At 69.4% G+C, this 19285-nt stretch carries 19 protein-coding genes; 8 read left to right on the top strand and 11 right to left on the bottom strand.

What is annotated here, in order from left to right; all coding sequences use genetic code 11:
* Window positions 1-206 precede the first annotated feature (206 nt).
* The 3 genes from HPY32_RS08490 to HPY32_RS08480 are packed head-to-tail and all read left to right on the top strand — an operon-like array spanning window position 207 to window position 2941.
* On the top strand, window positions 207-1013 hold the full coding sequence (locus HPY32_RS08490; RefSeq protein WP_067591650.1) for an ABC transporter ATP-binding protein: 807 nt from the start codon (window positions 207-209) through the stop codon (window positions 1011-1013).
* Window positions 1003-1890, top strand: a complete 888-nt coding sequence (locus tag HPY32_RS08485) for an ABC transporter permease (protein ID WP_067591653.1) — start codon at window positions 1003-1005, stop codon at window positions 1888-1890. The genes HPY32_RS08490 and HPY32_RS08485 overlap by 11 nt, the downstream gene beginning before the upstream one ends.
* 4 nt (window positions 1891-1894) lie before the next feature.
* Complete coding sequence (locus HPY32_RS08480; RefSeq protein WP_067591655.1) at window positions 1895-2941, top strand: ABC transporter substrate-binding protein; 1047 nt, start codon at window positions 1895-1897, stop codon at window positions 2939-2941.
* Between the two features lie 85 nt (window positions 2942-3026).
* Here the strand turns inward: HPY32_RS08480 and HPY32_RS08475 are convergent, their stop codons facing one another.
* A complete protein-coding gene (locus HPY32_RS08475; protein ID WP_067591656.1) occupies window positions 3027-3425 on the bottom strand; it encodes a VOC family protein in 399 nt (132 codons plus the stop codon).
* 159 nt (window positions 3426-3584) lie between these two features.
* The gene (locus HPY32_RS08470; protein WP_067591657.1) at window positions 3585-4127 is read right to left on the bottom strand and encodes a MarR family winged helix-turn-helix transcriptional regulator; all 543 of its coding nucleotides are present in this window, start codon (window positions 4125-4127) and stop codon (window positions 3585-3587) included.
* An 81-nt stretch (window positions 4128-4208) separates the two neighbouring features.
* Between HPY32_RS08470 and HPY32_RS08465 the strand changes: the two genes are divergently transcribed.
* Window positions 4209-4931, top strand: coding sequence for an SDR family NAD(P)-dependent oxidoreductase (locus tag HPY32_RS08465; RefSeq protein ID WP_067591658.1), 723 nt, complete (start codon window positions 4209-4211; stop codon window positions 4929-4931).
* Window positions 4932-4954: 23 nt separating this feature from the next.
* Here the strand turns inward: HPY32_RS08465 and HPY32_RS08460 are convergent, their stop codons facing one another.
* Window positions 4955-5548 (bottom strand): Uma2 family endonuclease, encoded by a 594-nt coding sequence (locus tag HPY32_RS08460; RefSeq protein WP_067591661.1) that lies wholly within the window; start codon window positions 5546-5548, stop codon window positions 4955-4957.
* Window positions 5549-5792: 244 nt separating this feature from the next.
* On the opposite strand from HPY32_RS08460, the gene HPY32_RS08455 reads away from it, so the two are divergent.
* Window positions 5793-6206, top strand: coding sequence for a group I truncated hemoglobin (locus HPY32_RS08455; RefSeq protein ID WP_067591663.1), 414 nt, complete (start codon window positions 5793-5795; stop codon window positions 6204-6206).
* 47 nt (window positions 6207-6253) lie between these two features.
* Here HPY32_RS08455 and HPY32_RS08450 read toward each other — a convergent pair whose 3' ends face one another.
* The 6 genes from HPY32_RS08450 to lspA form a co-directional block, all read right to left on the bottom strand.
* Complete coding sequence (locus tag HPY32_RS08450; protein ID WP_067591666.1) at window positions 6254-7072, bottom strand: PhzF family phenazine biosynthesis protein; 819 nt, start codon at window positions 7070-7072, stop codon at window positions 6254-6256.
* A 102-nt stretch (window positions 7073-7174) separates the two neighbouring features.
* Window positions 7175-9598, bottom strand: a complete 2424-nt coding sequence (locus HPY32_RS08445) for an HAD-IC family P-type ATPase (protein ID WP_067591669.1) — start codon at window positions 9596-9598, stop codon at window positions 7175-7177.
* Between the two features lie 194 nt (window positions 9599-9792).
* Window positions 9793-10704, bottom strand: a complete 912-nt coding sequence (locus HPY32_RS08440) for an ADP-ribosylglycohydrolase family protein (protein ID WP_067596090.1) — start codon at window positions 10702-10704, stop codon at window positions 9793-9795.
* A gap of 81 nt (window positions 10705-10785) precedes the next feature.
* On the bottom strand, window positions 10786-11445 hold the full coding sequence (locus tag HPY32_RS08435) for a hypothetical protein (protein WP_067591671.1): 660 nt from the start codon (window positions 11443-11445) through the stop codon (window positions 10786-10788).
* A complete protein-coding gene (locus HPY32_RS08430) occupies window positions 11438-12364 on the bottom strand; it encodes an RluA family pseudouridine synthase (RefSeq protein WP_067591673.1) in 927 nt (308 codons plus the stop codon). Before HPY32_RS08430 ends, HPY32_RS08435 begins: the two co-directional genes overlap by 8 nt.
* Window positions 12361-12969, bottom strand: coding sequence for a signal peptidase II (gene lspA, locus HPY32_RS08425; protein ID WP_228786524.1), 609 nt, complete (start codon window positions 12967-12969; stop codon window positions 12361-12363). Before lspA ends, HPY32_RS08430 begins: the two co-directional genes overlap by 4 nt.
* Window positions 12970-13073: 104 nt before the next feature.
* On the opposite strand from lspA, the gene HPY32_RS08420 reads away from it, so the two are divergent.
* The 3 genes from HPY32_RS08420 (at window position 13074) to HPY32_RS08410 (ending at window position 15133) form a co-directional block, all read left to right on the top strand.
* Window positions 13074-14051: a hypothetical protein gene (locus HPY32_RS08420; RefSeq protein WP_231951774.1), complete on the top strand. Its 978-nt coding sequence runs from the start codon at window positions 13074-13076 to the stop codon at window positions 14049-14051.
* Complete coding sequence (locus tag HPY32_RS08415; RefSeq protein ID WP_156674602.1) at window positions 14048-14749, top strand: hypothetical protein; 702 nt, start codon at window positions 14048-14050, stop codon at window positions 14747-14749. Before HPY32_RS08420 ends, HPY32_RS08415 begins: the two co-directional genes overlap by 4 nt.
* A 201-nt stretch (window positions 14750-14950) precedes the next feature.
* Window positions 14951-15133 carry a hypothetical protein gene (locus HPY32_RS08410; protein ID WP_067591682.1) on the top strand — a complete coding sequence of 61 codons (183 nt, stop codon included), beginning with the start codon at window positions 14951-14953 and terminating at the stop codon, window positions 15131-15133.
* A 182-nt stretch (window positions 15134-15315) separates the two neighbouring features.
* Here HPY32_RS08410 and HPY32_RS08405 read toward each other — a convergent pair whose 3' ends face one another.
* Window positions 15316-18585 carry an arabinosyltransferase domain-containing protein gene (locus HPY32_RS08405; protein WP_067591685.1) on the bottom strand — a complete coding sequence of 1090 codons (3270 nt, stop codon included), beginning with the start codon at window positions 18583-18585 and terminating at the stop codon, window positions 15316-15318.
* Between the two features lie 148 nt (window positions 18586-18733).
* Window positions 18734-19237 carry a WKL family lipoprotein gene (locus HPY32_RS08400; RefSeq protein WP_082871617.1) on the bottom strand — a complete coding sequence of 168 codons (504 nt, stop codon included), beginning with the start codon at window positions 19235-19237 and terminating at the stop codon, window positions 18734-18736.
* Window positions 19238-19285: the final 48 nt, after the last annotated feature.

Below are 19285 nucleotides of genomic sequence, written 5' to 3'. Positions count from 1 at the left end.
ACTCTGCCGCCGTCGGCTGGAATCGCTGTGGACGGGTTCTGGAATGCCTACGCACCGCCCCGGATCGGTGAGCAGAATGCGCAGAACGGGGGAATTGCAGGTTGTGTCGGTTGTGCGCACAAGGGGGTGGGGTGTGATGGCGAACACTTATGGTCGGTCGGCGGTCGCCCGCCACATCGGCGGCCTCGAGGTATCAGGAGCCAGACATGACCAATCCACTCATCGAGCTCCGGGGGGCGACGAAGCGCTTTCCCGGATCCGACGGTGGTATCCACACCGCGGTGCGGAATCTTCACTTCACCGTTGCCCCGGGCGAATTCGTCGCCGTCGTCGGACCCACCGGCTGCGGGAAGTCCACCACGCTGTCGCTGGTGTCGGGCCTGGAGAAGACGTCCGCGGGCCGAACCCTGGTGCGCGGCAAGGACGTCGACGGGATCCCGGCGGGGATCGGCTACATGTTCCAGCAGGACGCGGTGCTGCCGTGGCGCACCGTACTGGACAATGTCGCGCTCGGCCCGCGCTTGCAGCGAGTGCCGAAAGCGCAAGCGCGCCAGCGGGCCTCGGAATGGGTGCGCACGGTGGGGCTGGCCGGATTCGAGAACTACTATCCGCATCAGCTGTCCGGCGGCATGCGCAAGCGCGTCGCGCTGGCGCAGACCCTGGTGAACGAGCCCGAGATCATCCTGATGGACGAGCCGTTCAGCGCGCTGGACGTGCAGACCCGCCAGCTCATGCAGGACGAGTTGCTGCGGGTGTGGTCGGGCACCGGAGCGGCGGTGATCTTCGTGACCCACGATCTGGAGGAGGCCATCGCGCTCGCCGATCGCGTGGTGGTCATGACGGCGAGCCCCGCCACCGTCTGCGGCGACTTCCGGGTGACGCTGGAGCGGCCGCGCAATGTCGAGCAGGTTCGGCTCACCGAGGAATTCCGCGACCTGTACTCCGAGATCTGGGGCACGCTGCGCGACCAGGTCGAGGCCGCCCGCGCGAAGGGAGCCCGTCGTGTCGCCTGAGGTCGCCGAGCGGATCGCCGGTGCCGCACCGGAAGTCGAGTCCGAATCCGAGGAGCAGATCCTCGCCCGCGCCCGCGGTCAGGCGCGCCGCACCGCGATCCGCACCTGGAGCCTGCGCGCGGCGCTGGTGGTGCTGTGGTTGGGGTCGTGGGAGCTGACCGCGACGCTGTGGATCGACCCGTTCGTGTTCTCCAAGCCGTCGCTGATCTGGTCCCGGCTGGTCGAATGGTTCACGCAGGGCACGCAGTTCGGCTCGATCTGGTTGCAGATCTTCACCACCGTCGAGGAGGCGGTGCTGGGCTTCGTGATCGGCAGCGTGGCCGGGGTGGTGCTCGGCGTGCTGCTGGGCCGCAATCACTACTGGGCGCAGGTGCTGGCGCCGTTCATCAAGGCGCTCAACGCCGTTCCGCGCATCGTGCTGGCGGTGCTGTTCCTGGTCTGGTTCGGCATGGGCCTGCAGTCGAAGGTGGCCACGGTCATCGTGCTGGTCTTCTTCGCGGTGTTCTTCAACGCCTTCACCGGCGCCCGCGAGGTGGACGGCAATGTCATCGACAACGCCCGGATCCTGGGCGCGAGCCGATGGCAGGTGCTGTCGCAGATCGTGCTGCCCAGCGCGACCACCTGGATCCTGTCCAGCCTGCACACCGCGTTCGGCTTCGCGCTGATCGGCGCGGTGGTCGGCGAATACGCGGGCGCCAGCAAGGGTTTGGGGCTGCTGATCTCGAATGCGCAGGGCACCTTCGACTCCGCGGGCATCTACGCGGGCATGATCATCATCACGGTGGTGGCGCTGGTGGCCGAGTCGGCGATCGGCTTCGCCGAGGGGCGGCTGCTGAAATGGCGTCCCGCCCAGGGCACTTCGGCGCACGAGGTGTGAGCGGATGAGGTATCGCAAACATATCGCACTGGTCCTGCTGGCCGTCTGCGCGCTGCTGCTGGTGACCGGCTGCCGCGACACCCGGCGCATTCCGATGGCGAACGGCCGCCCGCAGATCACCATTATCGTCGGCGGCCTGGAGAAGGTGATCTATCTGCCCGCCATGCTGGCGCAGCGGCTGGGCAACTTCGCGCGCAACGACATCGACGTGACGCTGGTAGGCGACCAGTCCGGCGCGAGTGCCGAGCTGTCGCTGCTGACCGGGGACGTGCAGGCGGTGGTCGGGTTCTACGACCACACCATCGACCTGCAGGCCAAGGATCGGTGCCTGCGCACCGTGGTCCAATTGGCCGACGTGCCGGGCGAAGTGGAGCTGGTGTCGAAGTCGCAGGCCGAAACCATCTCCGGCCCCGCGGATTTCCGCGGCAGGAAGCTCGGCGTGACCTCGCTGGGGTCCTCGACCGACTTCCTCACCCAGGCGCTGGCCGGGCAGGCGGGGCTGGGCACCGCCGACTACGACCGGGTGAAAGCCGGTGCGGGACAACCGTTCATCGCCGCCATGAACCACGGCAGCATCCACGCCGGGATGACCACCGATCCGACGGTGGCGCAGATGACGAAGTCCGGTGCGGCGAAGATCCTGGTGGACATGCGCACCGAGGCGGGCACCCGGGCGGCGCTGGGCGGGCTGTATCCGGCGTCGTCGCTGTACGTGCGCTGCGACCTGGTGCAGGCGCACCCGGATATCGTGCAGAAGCTCGCCACCGCGTTCGTGCAGACGCTGCGGTGGATGAAAACCCATACGCCCGAGGAGATCGCGGCGAAGATGCCGCCGCAGTACGCCGCGGGCGGCAAGGATCTGTACGTGCAGTCGATCCGCGATTCGATCGGCATGTTCAACGGCGACGGTCTGATGAAACCCGAAGGGGCCCAGAACGTCCTGAACATCCTGGGCAGGTACTCCCGCAATGTGGCCCCGGTGCGCGACCGGATTCGGTTGGCGGACACCTACACCAACCGGTTCGTCCAGCAGGCGGCGGACCGGCAGTAAGGTAGGAGCCACATCCCGGAGACGGGCGATACGAGATACCCGGCCGCACACCACATGAGGGGGCGGCCGGGTGCTCCTCGTCAGGTCACCGCGCGGGCCATCCGCCGTACGGGATGGTCAGCAGTTCCAGGTAGTGGCCGTCGGGGTCGGGGAAGTACACGCCCCGGCCGCTGTCGTTCTGATTGATCTCGCCCGGTCGCTGCCTTTGCGGGTCCGCCCAGAAGGGCAGGCCCCGATCCTGGATCCGGGCGAAGGCCGCGTCGAATTCGTCCTCGGTGACCAGGAAGGCGTAGTGCTGCGGCGTGATCTCGGCGACCTCCGGTCCTACCGTGGCGAAGTCGAGGGTGACGTCGTTGGCGAGGACCACGGGGACGAACGGCCCCCACTGCTCCCCCGCCGTCAATCCCAGGATGTCGGCGAGGAATTCGGCGGACTTGCGGTTGTCGCGGCAGTGCACGATCGTGTGATTGAGCTGAACAGACAAGGATTTCCCCTTCTGATCGTGACGATCCCGACCCCGGACCGGTGCGAGTCGGCCTACGGGAGCATCGCCACCCTTCGAAACCTAACCCCGATCGGCCGTCGTTGACAAGCCCGCACCGCGAATGGCATGCCGCCGCACGGCATTTCGGCGGCCGGTGGATCAGCCCGGATCGCCGACCTGGCTGGGCCGCCGCTCCCCCAGTTCGCGCTGCAACCCGTCCAGGAGCACGCGCAACAGTCCCACCAGCTCGCGCTGCTGGTCCGCGTCCAGGCAGGACACCAGGTCGGCCTCGCGGCCCAGCACGCCGTCGACCAGCCGCTCCACCAGGGCGTGCCCGGCGGCGGTGAGCCCGACGTCGACCCTGCGCGAACCGTCCGCGCGCGTGACGCGGGTGACCAGGCCGTCGCGTTCGGCGCGGGCGACGCGCTGGGAGATCGCGCCCGCGGAAACCAGTGTGGCGTCGGCGAGTTCGCGCGTGCTCAGCCGATAGGGCGAGCCGCTGCGGCGCAGCACCGACAGCAGATCGAGCACGGCCGTATCGGCGCCCGCCCGCGCCAGGGTGCGCCGCCGGTCCTCACCGAGCAGCTTGGCGGCCTGCCACAGCCGGGTGACGATCCCGATCGAGTCGACCGGGGTGCCGGGACGCTCGGTGGCCCACGCCAGGGCGATGGCATCGATGGGATCGGCCGGGTCCAGCTCCATGCCCACTCCTTCCTTCAGCCCTGAATCCTATGCTATGTTTAGGTCTAAATGATCTAGTTCGACTCGGGAGGGTTACGACACATGACTCGCACCATCGTGGTGACCGGCGGTGGAACCGGCATCGGCAAGGCCGCCGCGCGGACGTTCGCGCAGGCCGGGGACGAGGTCGTCATCACCGGGCGGCGGGCGGAGGTACTCGCCGAAACGGCCGCCGAACTCGGCGGAAACGTTCGCACGGCCTGCTTCGACGTGACCGTGCCCGAGCAGGTGGAGGAGTTCGCCCGCACGCTGGGACCGATCGACGTGCTGGTGAACAATGCCGGGGGCAATACCGATTTCCAACGCGCGGCCGACGATTCGCTGGCGGGCCTGGCCGCGGGCTGGTACGCCAACTACGCCGCGAATGTCGTGTCCGCGGTCCTGGTCACCACCGCCTGCCTGGACAAGCTGCGCCCCGGCGGTTCGATCGTGACGATCGGCTCGATCGCCGCCGACAAGGGCATGAACTCCTACTGCGCCGCCAAGGCCGCCGTCCAGTCCTGGAACATCGGCCTCGCCGCCACCGTCGGCCCCCGCGGCCTCACCGCCAACATCGTCTCCCCCGGCTACATCGCCGAAACAGAATTCTTCGGCGACAACCTCCCCGACGACCGCCGCGCCGCCCTCATCGCCGCCACCTTCACCAACCGCCCCGGAACCCCCGACGACATCGCCGCCACCATCGCCTTCCTGGCCTCCCCCGGCGCCCGCCAGATCACCGGCCAGGTCCTCGCGGTAAACGGCGGCGAACACACCACCCGCTGAGCCGAAGCCCCAGCGCCGCAATGCTATTGGGACTGCGACGGCGCCCCACGCCGAGCGGCGAGTGCCCCGAGGTCGATCTTCAGCGGGAACGGGGCGGCGATGTCGACCACGCCGGTAGTCCGCGGGGTGATGCGGTATTCGCCGGACTCGTCCAGGGTGTAGATGGTCAGACCGACCGATTCGGTGTCCAGAATATCGATCACCCAATAGTGGGCTATGCCGTTCGCGGCGTATTCACCTGCTTTGATGGCGTAATCGCGGACCGCCGACTCACCCGAAGAGGCAATCTCGATTGCCAGGGCGATTTGTTCGCTTCGAATCCGGGTCTGCTGATCTACTTCGACGGGTCCCACGACAACATCAGGGACACGACGTGGCGAGCGACCGGAGAGTTCCGCTTCCAGCTCCGCGAATGCTTCCAGTCCCGGGGGAAGTTGATCGTCGAGCTGGACAAGCAAACGCTTGATGACACGGCTGTGCGGCGGCGCTGGGCGAGCGTTCACGAGCAGGAATCCATTCTCTATCTCGTAACGATGACTGGTGTCGACAGGCAGAACATCGAATTCTTGCACGGTGATCGGCTGCCCGTGCGGGATCGGCGCCATCTCGACCGTCATCGTTCGCCTCCTCGTCGGCACTGTCACGACTAAATTCGCGACATACGTCATGCGCGCACTCACCCAATATCATTGCACCTCCATCCCGATTCGGAAGGGCCCGCAGTTGCGCGCTGAGCCGGATCTGGCCTCACAGCGCTTGCCCCCTCGGTGTGAACACCGGGCAACAGCATTGCTATCAGCGGATACCGGCGCGTCACGGTCGGCTGATCGGCACGCAATACCGGGCTGGTGTCCTGGTGCCATGCGTATACCGACACCGTTTCGACAGAAGTCGGCCGCCGTCGCCGAGCCGACCATCTACGACTCGATCGGCGGCCACCCCGCCTTGGAGAGTGTGGTCGAGGACTTCTATGTGCGGGTTCTTGCCGACGAGCAGTTGGCCGGGTTCTTCACCGGGACCAATATGTCTCGGCTGAAGGGGCGGCAGGTGGAGTTCTTCGCTGCCGCCCTCGGTGGTCCAGAGCCGTATACGGGTGCGCCGATGAAGCAGGTGCATCAGGGGCGCGGGATCACCCTGGACCATTTCAATCTGGTGGCGGGGCATCTCACCGCCGCTCTGCTTGCCGCGGGGGTTCCGGCGGAGACCGTCACGCAGATCATTGCCGCCGTCGCGCCGCTGGCCGACGATATCGCCTCGGGCTCGGCCACCGCGTAGCGGGCTCGAACACGCTGTGCGGCACTGTCTCTCGGCCCGATGATCGATCAGTCCGGGAGGCGGACCACGCCGTCGAGGTAGCGGCGGCAGCGGCCGGTGAGCTGCACGCGGGTGCCGGACAGGGTGCAGTGCAGGCGGCCGCCGCGCGGCGAGAGCTGGCGGGCCGACAGGTGCGGGCGGCCCAGGTCGCGGGCCCAGAACGGGGTGAGCTGGGCGTGCGCGGATCCGGTGACCGGGTCCTCCGGAATGCCGACGCCGGGGGCGAACACGCGGGAGACGAAGTCGGCGGTGTCGCCGGGGGCGGTGACGATCACGCCGCGCGGCAGCTTCGGGAAGACCGCGAAATTCGGGCGCACCTCGCGCACCTCGGCCTCGGTGGCGAGCACGACCAGCTCGTCCTGTCCGGTGAGGGCGCGCAGCGGGCGCACGCCGAGGGCGGCCATCAGCACGGGATCGGGCACCACATCGAGGGATTCGAGCGCGGGCAGGTCCAGGATCAGCTCGTCGTCGTCGGTGCGCTCGACGCTGAGCCAGCCGCTGCGGGTGTGGAAGTGCACGCGGTCCTCGCCGGGATGCATATCCTCGAGGATCTGCGCCGCCGCGGCCAGCGTCGCGTGCCCGCACATCGACACCTCCGCCGCCGGGGTGAACCAGCGTAGGTGAAACGCCGGACCGTCACCCGGCGGCGGCCCCGCCCCGGGTGGTAGCTCGGAGGTGTAGAAGGCGGTCTCGGCGAGGTTGTTCTCCTCGGCGACCTGCTGCATCACCTGATCGGGTAACCACTCCAACAGCGGCATCACCGCCGCGGGGTTGCCGGTGAACGGCGCATCGGCGAACGCATCGATCTGATGCAGCAGCACCTCCATACCGCCGAAGGTACTCGCGCCGCCAATCAAGGCACGACACAATGCCATTCCCGGGCGCGCCATAGCAGACGACCAACTGGTCTGTACGAAACCGCGCCGCCGTCAGTCCTTTTCACCCGGCGCGCTGGGGAACAACCCGCGTTTCTCGCCGGTCAGCGCCGCGCTCAGCCACCACGCCGCCTCGACCAGCGCGATGCCGATCAGTCCGCACACCACCGCCGCGCCGGTGAGCTCGAGGTTCGACGGATCGAGTTTGAAGAAGTGCTTGGTGAACGGCACCGTGAACAGGATCAGATACCCGGCCACCGAACCGCCGATCAGCACCAGCTTCCACCAGTTCCACGGCCGCGCCACGATCGCCAGCACCCACACCGCGATGATCAGCAGCGTGATCAACGCCGTGGTGCCCGCCTGCACCTTCTCCACCTCGCTCTGGTGCGCGCCCCGGTAGGCGAACAGGTAGGCGAGGAAGGTCATCACGCCGATCACCGCGCCCGAGGGGACCGCCAGCCGCAGCACGCGGGGCACGAATCCGGTTCGCGCCCTTTCGTTGTTGGGCGCCAGCGACAGGATGAACGCCGGGATGCCGATGGTGAACCAGGCCGCGATCGTCACGTGCCGCGGCAGGAACGGATACGGCAGCGGGTCGTAGTGGAACAGCTGCGAACCGATCCCGGCCGCGCCCACCAGGAAGGCCAGCAGCACCGAGTAGACGGTCTTGGTGAGGAACAGATTCGAGACCCGCTCGATATTGCCGATCACCCGGCGCCCCTCGCCCACCACATAGGGCAGGGTGGCGAACCTGTTGTCCAGCAACACGATCTGCGCCACCGCCCGGGTGGCGGGGCTGCCCGCGCCCATGGCCACGCCGATGTCGGCATCCTTGAGCGCCAGCACGTCGTTGACGCCGTCGCCGGTCATCGCGACCGTGTGCCCGCGCGACTGTAGCGCGCCGACCATGGCCCGCTTCTGATCCGGCCGCACCCGGCCGAAGGTGGTCTCGCGGTCGAGCACATCCGCCAATTCGCCCTCCGCGGAGGGCAATCGGCGCGCGTCCACGGCACGGTCGCCGCCGGGCAGCCCGAGCGAGGAGGCCACCGCGCCGACCGAGACGGCATTGTCGCCGGAGATCACCTTGATCGCCACGTTCTGCTCGGCGAAGTACTCCAGCGTCTCCCGCGCGTCCGGGCGCACCTTCTGCTCGAGCACCACCAGTGCCTGCGCGGTGACGATGCCGGGCGCGTCGGGGGCGTCCACGGGCCGGTCGCTGGACGCCAGCAGCAGCACCCGCAGGCCCTGCGCGCCGATCTCCTGGGCGGTCGCGGCGATCGGAGAGTCGGCGTCCAGCAGCACATCCGGCGCGCCGAGCAGCCAATTGCCGTGCTCGCCGTAGGAGAATCCGCTCCACTTCTTGGCCGAGGAGAACGGCGCGACCGCGGACTGCGCCCAGCCCGGCCCGTCCGGAAGCGCCTCCCCGATGGCGGCCACGCTGGCGTTGGGCCGCGGGTCGTCGGAGGCCATGGCCGCCAACACCTCTCGCAGCGCCCGTTCCGGCATATCGCCCACCACACGCAATTCCGACAGCCGCATGCCGTTCTCGGTGAGGGTGCCGGTCTTGTCGGCGCACACCACGTCGACGCGGGCCAGGCCCTCGATCGCGGGCAGCTCCTGCACCAGGCACTTGCGCCTGCCCAACCGCACCACGCCGACCGCGAACGCGATGGAGGTCATCAGCACCAGACCCTCGGGCACCATCGGCACCAGCGCGGCCACCATGCCGTTGAGCGCGGCCCGCCAGGACTGATGACTGGAGAACAGCTGGTTGTAGATGGTGACCAGCCCGGCCGGGATCAGCAGATAGGTAATGACCTTCAGGATGGTGTCGATGCCGTTGCGCAGTTCGGAGTTCACCAGGGTGAACTTGCTGGCCTCGGCGGCCAGCTCGGCGGCGTAGGCGTCGCGGCCGACCTTGGTGGCGCGGTAGGCGCCCGAGCCGGACACCACGAAGCTGCCCGACATGACCTGGGCGCCGGTCGCCTTGTCGATCGGGTCGGCCTCGCCGGTGAGTAGCGACTCGTCCACCTCGAGCAGCTCGGACTCCTCGACGACGCCGTCGACCACGATCTGGTCGCCGGGGCCGAGCTCGATCAGGTCGTCGAGCACGACGTCGCGGGGCGCCACCTCCAGCGCGCGGCCCTCGCGGCGCACCACCGGTTTGGCCTGGCCGACGATGGCGAGCTTGTCCAGGGTCTGTTTGGCCCGCAGCTCCTGCACGATGCCGACCACGCTGTTGGCGACGATGAGCAGGCCGAACATCCCGTCGATGATCGATCCGGTCGCCAGCACCAGCACGAACAGCACACCGAGGATGGCATTGATCCGGGTGAAGACGTTGGCCCGGACGATATCGGCGACCGAGCGGCTCGCCCGATCCGGCATATCGTTGGCCTGCCCGTCGCGGACACGTTGCTGGACCTCGGCCGCGGTGAGGCCGGGAGCCCGCGCGGCCTGCTCGGTGGTCGACATGATGACCAGACTAGAGCGTGCGACAGGGTGCCATCGGCAAGCCGAGGCCCACCCCGACCACCCCGACGCCCACCGTTTGCCCGAAACCGCAGATCAGCCCCCCAATTCGGCGATTCATTCCTTTTGTCGGAATTCTCCTAGGCGCTCCCGGGCGCTCCCCATATGTTCCCGGCATGCTTTTGGCCGGGATCCCCTCAGTGAGCCAGAATCCGCTGCGTCACCGCCAGCAAATCTTCCGTCCGAAACCCCGGATACCCGTGCAGGATCTGCGTCCACTGCTCCGGAATCGCCGAATACCCCCAGCGCGCCCCGAGCAGCCCGCCCGCGATGGCCGCGGTGGTGTCGGTGTCGCCACCCGCCCGCACGGCCGCCTCCAGCGCGGCGGGCAGCGAATCGGTGTGGGTGATGGCCCACCAGGCGGTCTGCAGCGCGTGCACCACCCAGCCGTTCTTCGGAAAGTCGTGCGGCGCACCGGATTCGGCCTGGTCCAGCAGGGGCTCCCAGAACTCCCGGTCGACCGCGGGCAGGGAACCGCGCACGCCGTCGTAGGTGCCATACAGCACGGCGTGCCGGATGGCCAGCGACCACAGCACACACGCTTCCCCCGCCCGCGGGTCGCTGTGGGTCAGATCGCTCACCGCGCGGGCCGCGATCGCGCAGCGCTCGGCGTCGCGCAGGTAGGCCAGGGCGACGGGCGCGGTGCGCATGAGCGAGCCGTTACCGCCGGTGAGCCCGTCCAGCGCGAACGCCCGCCGACGCATCAGGTCGGCGTTGGCGCTGCGCTCCCGCAGCACCCGGCTGGTCTGCATGCCGACGTCCTTGGGCCGCGAATCCCACCACTGCACGAAGCGCGCCGCCACCGCGTCCAGGCCGCCGGTCTTGTGCAGGTTCCCGGCGTCCGCGGCGGCCAGCGCGACGGCGACCGCCATCGAGGTATCGTCGGTCCACTCCCCCACCTCCCAGAAGAACGATCCGCCGCCCTTCATGTAGATCTCGGTATCCGGTGTGGGATGGGTGAATTCGTAGGCGGCGCCGAGCGCGTCGCCCGCCGCCGTACCGGGTAACACCCCGGCCGCTCGATCCCGTTGCTGTGCAGTCAGTTCCACCGGCACCCCTGGGCCCTCCCGTCGATCGCTGTGCGCGCAACGAATCTCTCACATCCGCCCGGCCCGCCGCACATCGCCGGGTCAGCGATCCGGCACGGGCCCGTCGTCCGGCCCGGGCGCGGCCACGCCGACCTGCTCGGGAAGCAGCGGTGTCACGGCGAAGGCGCCGTCCGGAGCGTCGGCGGGGAGCGCCTGCACGGCGCGGATGCCGGTGTGGGCGGCCAGCTCTCGCAGCTCGCCGAGGCGGCCGCGCACGACGAGGGCGGCGACGCAGGCGCATCCGGCATGCAGGCGGGCGGCGGCGACCGCGGCGACCCGGCCGCTGCGCTCGTCGGCGGAATCGGGTTGCGCGAGCGCGCTCGCCGCCCACCGCGCCGACGCGACCGCCACCGCGTCGCCCGCCGGAACCGCAATCGCGATCACCGGGGTGAACACCCGGTCGATCGGCACGTGATAGAGCACCTGCGAGATCCGCAGTCCCCCGGCGTATTCCGCAATCGCGCCCGGGACGGCACCGGCCACGAACGACACCAGCGCCCAGTGCTCGCCGGTATCGCTGCCGCGCAGGGACTCCCGCGCCCGGGCCAGGTAATCCGCCACCGGCTCACCGGAGTCCGGGCCGAGCCGATCGGTCGAGATCACCGCGGCGCGCGGCGGGTAGGCCCAGCCGAGCGCCACGATCACGATCGCGAGAACGACTGCGGCGGCGGCGAACACCGCCGCCCGCGGCCGCTCACGCATGACGCAGGACGTCCAGCGCATGCTCCAGGTCGGCCGGGTAGTCGCTGGTGATCTCGACCCAGCGACCGTCGGCGGGATGGGCGAAGCCCAGCGAACGAGCATGCAGCCATTGGCGTTCCAGGCCCAGGCGCGCGGCCAACCGCGGGTCGGCGCCGTAGGTGAGGTCGCCGCAGCAGGGGTGCCGGATCGCGGAGAAGTGCACCCGAATCTGGTGGGTGCGGCCGGTTTCCAGGTGGATGTCGAGCAGGCTGGCCGCCTGGAACGCCTCCACGGTGTCGTAGTGGGTGACGCTGGGCCGCCCGTCCGCGGTGACCGCGAACTTCCAGTCGTTGCCGCGGGCCCGGCCGATCGGCGCGTCGATGGTGCCGCTGGACGGATCCGGATGCCCCTGCACCAGTGCGTGATAGCGCTTGTCGACGGTGCGCTGCTTGAACGCCCGCTTCAGCACGGTGTACGCGTGCTCGGACTGCGCGACCACCATCACCCCGGAGGTGCCGACGTCGAGCCGGTGCACGATGCCCTGCCGCTCGTGCGCGCCCGAGGTGGAGATGCGGTAGCCCATCGCGGCCAGCCCGCCCACCACCGTGGGGCCGGACCAGCCGACACCGGTATGCGCGGCCACCCCGACCGGTTTGTCCACCGCCACGATGTCGTCGTCGGCGTAGAGGATCTTCATGCCCTCCACCGGCGTCGCCTCGACGGTCAGCTCGCGCCGGGGCTCCGGGAATTCGACCTCCAGCCAGGCACCCGCCGACAGCCGGTCGGACTTACCGGCCGCCGCGCCGTCGATCTGGACCGCGCCCTCCTCGGCCATGGTGGCGACCGCGGTGCGCGACAACCCGAGCAGCCGGGACAGCCCGGCGTCGACGCGCATGCCGTCGAGGCCGTCCGGAACCGGCATGGACCGTGTCTCCCTCATGCGCCCTGCTCCTGCTCGCCGCGGTTACGGGTGCCGTCGGGCTCGAAACCGAACACGGTCAGCGCCACCAGCAGGATGGCGCCGCACACGATCGAGGAGTCGGCCATATTGAATACCGGCCACCACTTGGTCACCGAGATGAAGTCGACCACATGCCCCTGCAGCGGGCCCGGCGACCGGAACAGCCGATCCGTCAGATTGCCGAGCGCGCCGCCCAGCACCAGGCCCAGGCCGACGGCCCAGCCCACGCTCCGCAGCGACCGGCCGATGCGCAGCACCCCGATCACCACGCCCGCCGCGATCAGCGTCAGCAGCCAGGTCATGCCGGTGGCCATATTGAACGCGGCGCCCGGGTTGCGGATCAGCGTGAGCCGCACCACGTCATCGATGATCGAAATCGATTCATGGGGCTTCATATTCGCCACCACCAGGGCCTTCGTGCCCAGGTCCAGGGCGAAGGCGACGGCGGCGACCAGCAGCAACGCGGGCAGCCGGCGCGGCCGGGCGGGAACCGATTCGGGGCTCGCCGCGGGCGTATCGCCGGGTGACGGGTCGTGATCGTCGGTGTGCTGCTCGCGGGGCCGCTCGGTACTCACAGCAGACATCATCCCCTATGCCGATTGCGGCCCTGTCGCTCGGCGGCCACAGCGGGAGGTCGGCCCGGTCGCGTCCCAGCTGTTTTTCAGGATCCGGTCGTAACCTGTTCGGCGTGACGGTGTTGTCTTCCCACTCCCGCTCGGCGAACACCGCCGGAGCACGCGGCGCGGGCCTCCGTTCCACCCGATCGGGCGTGTTGCTGATGGTTCTCGCGGTCGCGTTCTCGGCGCTCGGCGTCGGGTGCAGCGACCGCGCCGAGTCCACCGGCGACGCCGAGGTCGAACCCTCCGGTCTGGGTAAGGAAGTCACCATGCCGATCGCGGAGGCGACGACATCGCTCGTGCAGCCCGGCGACGAGCCGCGCTCGCCGCTGCGCCCGGCCCTGCGCGAGGGCGGCGCGCAGCAGGTCACGCTGAGTGTGGACCACCACGTCGAACAGCAGATCAACAATCAGGCGGTGCGCGACTTCTCGCCCCCGGCGGTGTCGATCCCGCTCACCGCGAAAACCGACCGGGCCAATGTCGATCTGACCCTCGGCCCGGCCACCTCCTCCGATCCGGGGCTCGCCGAGGAGTTGCTGAAGGCCGACGGCTCGCACGCGGGCTTCGAGATCACCGATCGCGGCGTCATCACCGCGCTGCGGATGCAGCCGAAACCGGCCACGCCCGACGGGGCCTGGGCCGCGCTGGAGAAGGCGTTCTATCAGGCCATCTATCAGTCGATCGCGTTTCCGGCCGACGCGCTCGGCGAGGGCGCGGTATGGACGGTGCGCCAGCAGGTCTCCGACGACGTGCCGCTCGACCAGGTGACCACCGCCACGCTGACCAACCGCGACGGCAACCTGCTCACCATCGATCTGAACGTCACCCAGACGCCGAAGTCGAAGGTCTGGAAGATGCCCAGCAATGCGGACGCGCTGGACATCGTCGACTACGTCATGCACGGCGCCGGCACCATTACCGTGGATCTCGGCCTGCCGCTGCCGGTTTCGGGGACGGTCACCATCGGCGGCCACAAGTCGTATCGGGACCCGCACAGCGGGGTGCTGCTACGCCAGAGCCAGCGCACGCGGGTGCAATGGGGCGAGTGAGGCGCGCCGGTTGGCTGCTGCTCGGCGTCGCCGTGGGCGCGTCGGGATGCGGCTCCCCGCACAGTGATTCGCTGCCGGGCCTGGGGCCCACCGTGGCGCCGCCGCGGGTGTCCGCGCCCGCGGTGACCGATTCCGCGCACCTGCGGTCGATGCTGCTGACCTCGGCGGAGCTGCCGCCGGGCTTCACCCGGCTCGACGACGGCTCGCCGGGCAACGGCCCCACCCCGCCCGACCGTTCCCGTACCACCCCGGCGGCCTGCGCGAAAGTCCTTGCCCCGGTGGGTGATCAGTTCGCGGGCGCGAGCGCCCGTGGCGCGGTGCACTATTCGGACCCGAACTTCGCGAGCATCGACATCGATGCCGCGAGCTATCCGAACGGTGGTGCGGCACCGGCATTCTCGGCGATCCAGGCGCTGCTGGGGCAGTGCGGCGCCTACTCCGGCACCGATGCCGACGGCACCGCGGTCGACTACCGGCTCGGCGGGCTGGATCAGCCGAAGGCGGCCGACGCCTCGGTCTCGTTCCAGGTGCGCACCACCAGCGACGGCATGTCGCTGTATTCGGCGGCGACGGTGGCGGTGGTCGGCGGCACCGTGGTGCAGATCGCCGAAACCGCGCCGCAGCCCATCGATCCGACCGCGCTCCGCGATCTGACCGGCAAACAGGTGCGCCGCTTGCAGGGCGTCGCCGGTCCCTGAGCTCCGGCCCGAAAAATAGGATGCGCGCCGCGGCGACGAGTTGTTACCGTCGTCGGCATGTGGATCGAACTGTTCTCCTGATCGCGCGCTCGCGCCCGCCCCGTGCCCACGGCCGGAGGCGATGAATCCCCGCCGCTACGCGGCATTTCCGACCCGGCCGGCCATCGCCCGGTGCGTCGGCCCACATTCTCAGGAGGGCATATGCCTGCACGTTTCGTTCCCCAACCCCAGCCCGGCACCGCCGATTCCGCCACCCCGCCGTCCCGCCGCGAACGCCGCGGCGCGAAGTCGGCCGTCCAGCAGCAACCGTTCGGCGGGAAGGTGAACAACAACGGCCGGGCAATGATTCCGGCGCGTAAGCACAACAACTATCGCCGAGGCTGACGGCGAGATCCCGGCCAAAAGCATGCCGGGATCAAGAGGCACTGCCAGGCCCGAGGGCCGCACCGGACATCCGGTGCGGCCCTTCGCCATTCAGTGGGGCGGCCCCGTCATTCCCCGAGGTCCGACCCCGTCATTCCGTGGGGCAGACTTCGTGATTCCGGCGTGCTTTTGGCCGGAATCTACTACCAGGCCGTATTGATATGCCCCGGGCTCCACAGGCCGCCGTGGGTGTCCTTGGTGACGGCCGGGGTGGCGGGGACGGCTCGAGGGTCGATGGGGATGAGCTGTTGGAGTTCGCCCCAGTCCTGGCGCCAGTCGTCCTTCAGGTAGGTGGCCAGGGTGTGGGAGCGCAGGAGCTGCTGGCTCCAGCCGAGGGGGCCGCCGCCGTCGTGGCTCTCCCACAGGTTGGTGTCGTGGGCGCCGGTGCGGTCGGGCAGGATGCGCCAGCCCGGGATCTGGGCGATGCCGTCCTTGTGGTCGAACGGCCGCTGGCACGGGAACTGCAGGCCCACCGCCCAATCCAGCAGCACCGGGCCGTGCGAGCCGACCACGTCCTGCAGGGTGCGGGTCTGCGGCACCCGGGGCGGGGTGAGCGCGATCCACTGGTTCGGGTCGAGGCTGCGCGTACTGGCCACGATGCGAACCACATTCGCCTGCGCCGGAATCTGGGTGAACGGCACCCGCAGGTTGCGCCACGACGGCGCGGGCCCGATATCCATCGGGGTGACCCGGCCCAGCGGATGCGCGGTGGTCGCGGAATCGGCGGTACCGTACTCGATTTCGACGGACTGGCCCGGGGTCGCCACGCCGTCCTTGTCCACCGAGCGGATCCGCCCGGCCGCGGTGATCGAGACGATGCCGCTGCGGTCGCCGTCGGCGGGCAGCCGGTACCAGCCGGTGGTCAGCTCGCCGGGAGCCTGGCCGGAGGTGCCGAGTTCGGGCGTGGTCGCCGAGTCCAGGCCGAACGGCAGTGGGGCGCCGCCGGTCTGGGTGCCGCTGTCCCCACCGGCCTTGTTGTTGAACGCGCTGGAGATACTGCTGCCGTTGCTCGGCTCGCCGTCCGGGGTCAGATCGCCGACGCCGTTGGGCACGAAGTTCTTCGACTCCCCGGCGAAGGCGGTGAACGGGTCGCCGGTCAGCGGATGCAGCAGCGAGGCATTGGGATCGGTCTCCACCAGCACGTCCTCGGCCAGCCCGCACGGCTTGCCGAAGACCGCGTCGACATTCGCGCGGGCCAGCGAATAGGCCGGATACTGGCTGACCGCGCCCTTCGCGAACGAGCCCAGCTCGAACAGCACGACCAGCGCCGCCGCCACCGTCAGCGGCGGAATCTTGGCCAGCCGCCAGGCGCGCGGCGAGATCCGGTGCGGCGTACCGGGTTCCGGCGCCCGCACGTGCCACCACCCGGCCAGCAGCAGGCACAGCACGGCCGCGGCGAAGAACAGCTGGTACAGGCCGAAGCCGTGGAACGACGGCGCCTTGTCCCGCCACGGAATTCCGTAACTGGAGACGTACCACCACTCGTTCACGCTGGTGAAGATCTGCGCAAGGGCCAGCGCGATCACCGCCGCGAACAGCGCCCGGTTGCGCGGCGAACGCATCACCCGCGGGCCGACGGCCACGGCGGTCAGCACGGCGACCGCACCCGCGAGCCCGGCGTACACGCCGTTGTGGTGGGTGAACTTGGTCGGGGTCAGCGCCATCAGCAGCATGGACGCGAAGGTGATGCCGAGCAGCCGCCGCGCCGGGCCGCCCGCGACGAACGGAATGCGACCGCCCCTGCGCAGCAACACGAATGCGCACGCCAGCAGCCCCAGCCACAGCGCGACCATGCCGAACCGGCGGCCGATCGAGCCGTCGGCGGTGGGCATGAACAGCCACTGATAGCTCAGATACTCGTTGTACCAGGGGTCGGAGGGGCCGACGATCTTGTGCACGCGGCTCATCTCGAACATCGCCGACAGCGGCTGGACGGCGAAAGCGTAGGCCAGCACCAGGAATCCGGCCGCGACCAACGGGGCGACCAGCGGGCCGAATCCGCCGATCCAGGCGCGCAACGAGATCTTCTCGCCGGAGTTCGCGGTGCCGATCAGATCGCGGGCGCGCTCGGTGCCGAATCGCACCGCCGATCGCAGCCCGGCCAGCAGCGGTGCCACACAGATCAGCCCCGACGGGGCGGCCGTGAAACTGAAGGCGGCGATCAGGATCGCGATCGCATACGGCAGCAGCCGGTGCGTGGCGATCGAGCGCTCGACGAAACACCAGGTGAGCAGCACGCACACCGCCACCACCGGCTCCGGTCGCAGCCCATTGTTATAGGGCAGCCACACCGCCAGGAAGCCGAGCGCGCCGGTCCATACCGCCACCCGATCGTGCCGCACCGCCACGCCGAGCCGCGGAATCACCTCGCGGCTCAGCGCCAGCCAGGTGACGATGGCGGCCAGCAGCGTGGGCAGCCGCATCCACGGGCTGGCGGTGCTGATCTCGGACAGGTGCGCGATCACGTCGTACGGCGGTGTGCCGACCGGATTTTCGGGCACGCCGAAGAAACGGAAGTAGTTGGCCATATAGCCGGAGACCAGCGACGTGCGGGCCATGCCGAACTGATAGCCGTCGTCGGAGGTGGTGGAGCCGATGAAATGCCAGACCACGAGCGCGCCGAGCACGGCGGCGTCCACCCATCGGAAGGTCCGCCAGCGCTGCGGAATCCAGCGCCATGCCCGGCGGCCGTCGAACAGGTCCAGCCGGTACAGCGCCACCAGGGCGATCGCGGTGAACACCATGGCCAGCACCATCGCGGCGCGTTTGAGCACCGTCGGCGTCACCGAGAAGCGGCTGTCGACCTGGGCGGTCACCTTCGCGCCGTCGGCGCTGCTCAGGTCGCTGAACACGCCCACCAGCTGCGGGCGGTAATCGCCCTGCAGCACAACCGGTTTCGCGCCCGATCCGGCGAGTTCGGCGGTGACCGAGGATATGTCGGCGTGCACGGTCAGGGTGTCGTCGGCGAGGCCGTCGATCGGCACGTCGAACAGGGCCTGATTGCGCAGGATCACCTCGAGCCGCGCGGGTTTGTCCCCGGCGGCCGCGCGCACCCGCGCGACGAAACCGTAGCGCTCCAGGTCCGGCGCGCCCGTCGGCATCGAGGAGACGAGCACGCCCCCGTGCGAAGCCAGTTGCGCCGCAGCGCGTCCCGGGACGGAGACGTCGAAGGTCAAGGGCGCGTAGGAGACCAGCGGCGCGGTGATGGAGCGCGTCGAATCCTGCTGCGGCCACGACAGTGTGGTGTGGTCCGCCCGCACCGGCAGCAGCGGCACGGCGAGGGCGAACAGCGCACCCAGCAGTCCCGCGACGAAGGCCACCGGCTTGGCCCAGTTCCCGCTCCGAGCTGTCGCGGTCCCAACCCGTCTGCCCGCCGCGGGCGCCTCGCCTGCCCTCACCATCGTGTCCGTCACGGAGGCAGATGCTAGCTTGACGCTCCGGTAACCGGCCAAGTCGTCCAAGCTTTCTCAGCCTACGTTTAGTTTGCACATGAGGGTTCCCGGCAAAAAGCCGGAAATCCGTATGGCCCCGGCGCGCTTTTGGCCGGGGCCACCCGTCGGACTAGCTGCAGGCCGGGGACTGCTGGCCGAGGTTTTGCAGGCCCGCGCAGGCCCAGCTCTTCTGGAGCTTCCACTTGCCGTCCTGGGCGATGAACGGGACGTCGGCCTCGGTGGGCTGGGCGCCGTTGACCGAGAAGTTGACCTTGGCGGTGAGCTGGTCGCCCAGGGAGGTGACGTTGGTCACCTGGATCTTGACGTTGTTCTGCTGGTACGCGGTGACCAGCTTCTTGATCATGTCGGGGTCCTTCTGCAGCGCCTGCTGGCCGTCCTCCAGGTACTGCACCTTCTGATCGTCGGGGGTGTTCGGGTCGAGCGTCTGCGCCAGGAGCTGGTTCAGATCAGCGACCGACGGGACCGGCGGCACGTCGGACTGCGTGGTGGCCGGGGCACTGGTCGTGGTCTTCGGCTTGCTGGAGCTCCCGGAGTTCTTGTCGCCGCTGCCACACGCCGACATGCCGAGCGCGGCGACGACGGCCAGGCTGGCGACTGCGATGCGTCCGGTCATCTGAAGCTTCAATGCTCGTCCTTTGCGTTCGAATTGGGTCCGATACGA

Source organism: Nocardia terpenica (genome assembly GCF_013186535.1).
Classification (GTDB): Bacteria; Actinomycetota; Actinomycetes; order Mycobacteriales; family Mycobacteriaceae; genus Nocardia; species Nocardia terpenica.
This window is presented reverse-complemented; position numbering and strand designations above follow the sequence as displayed.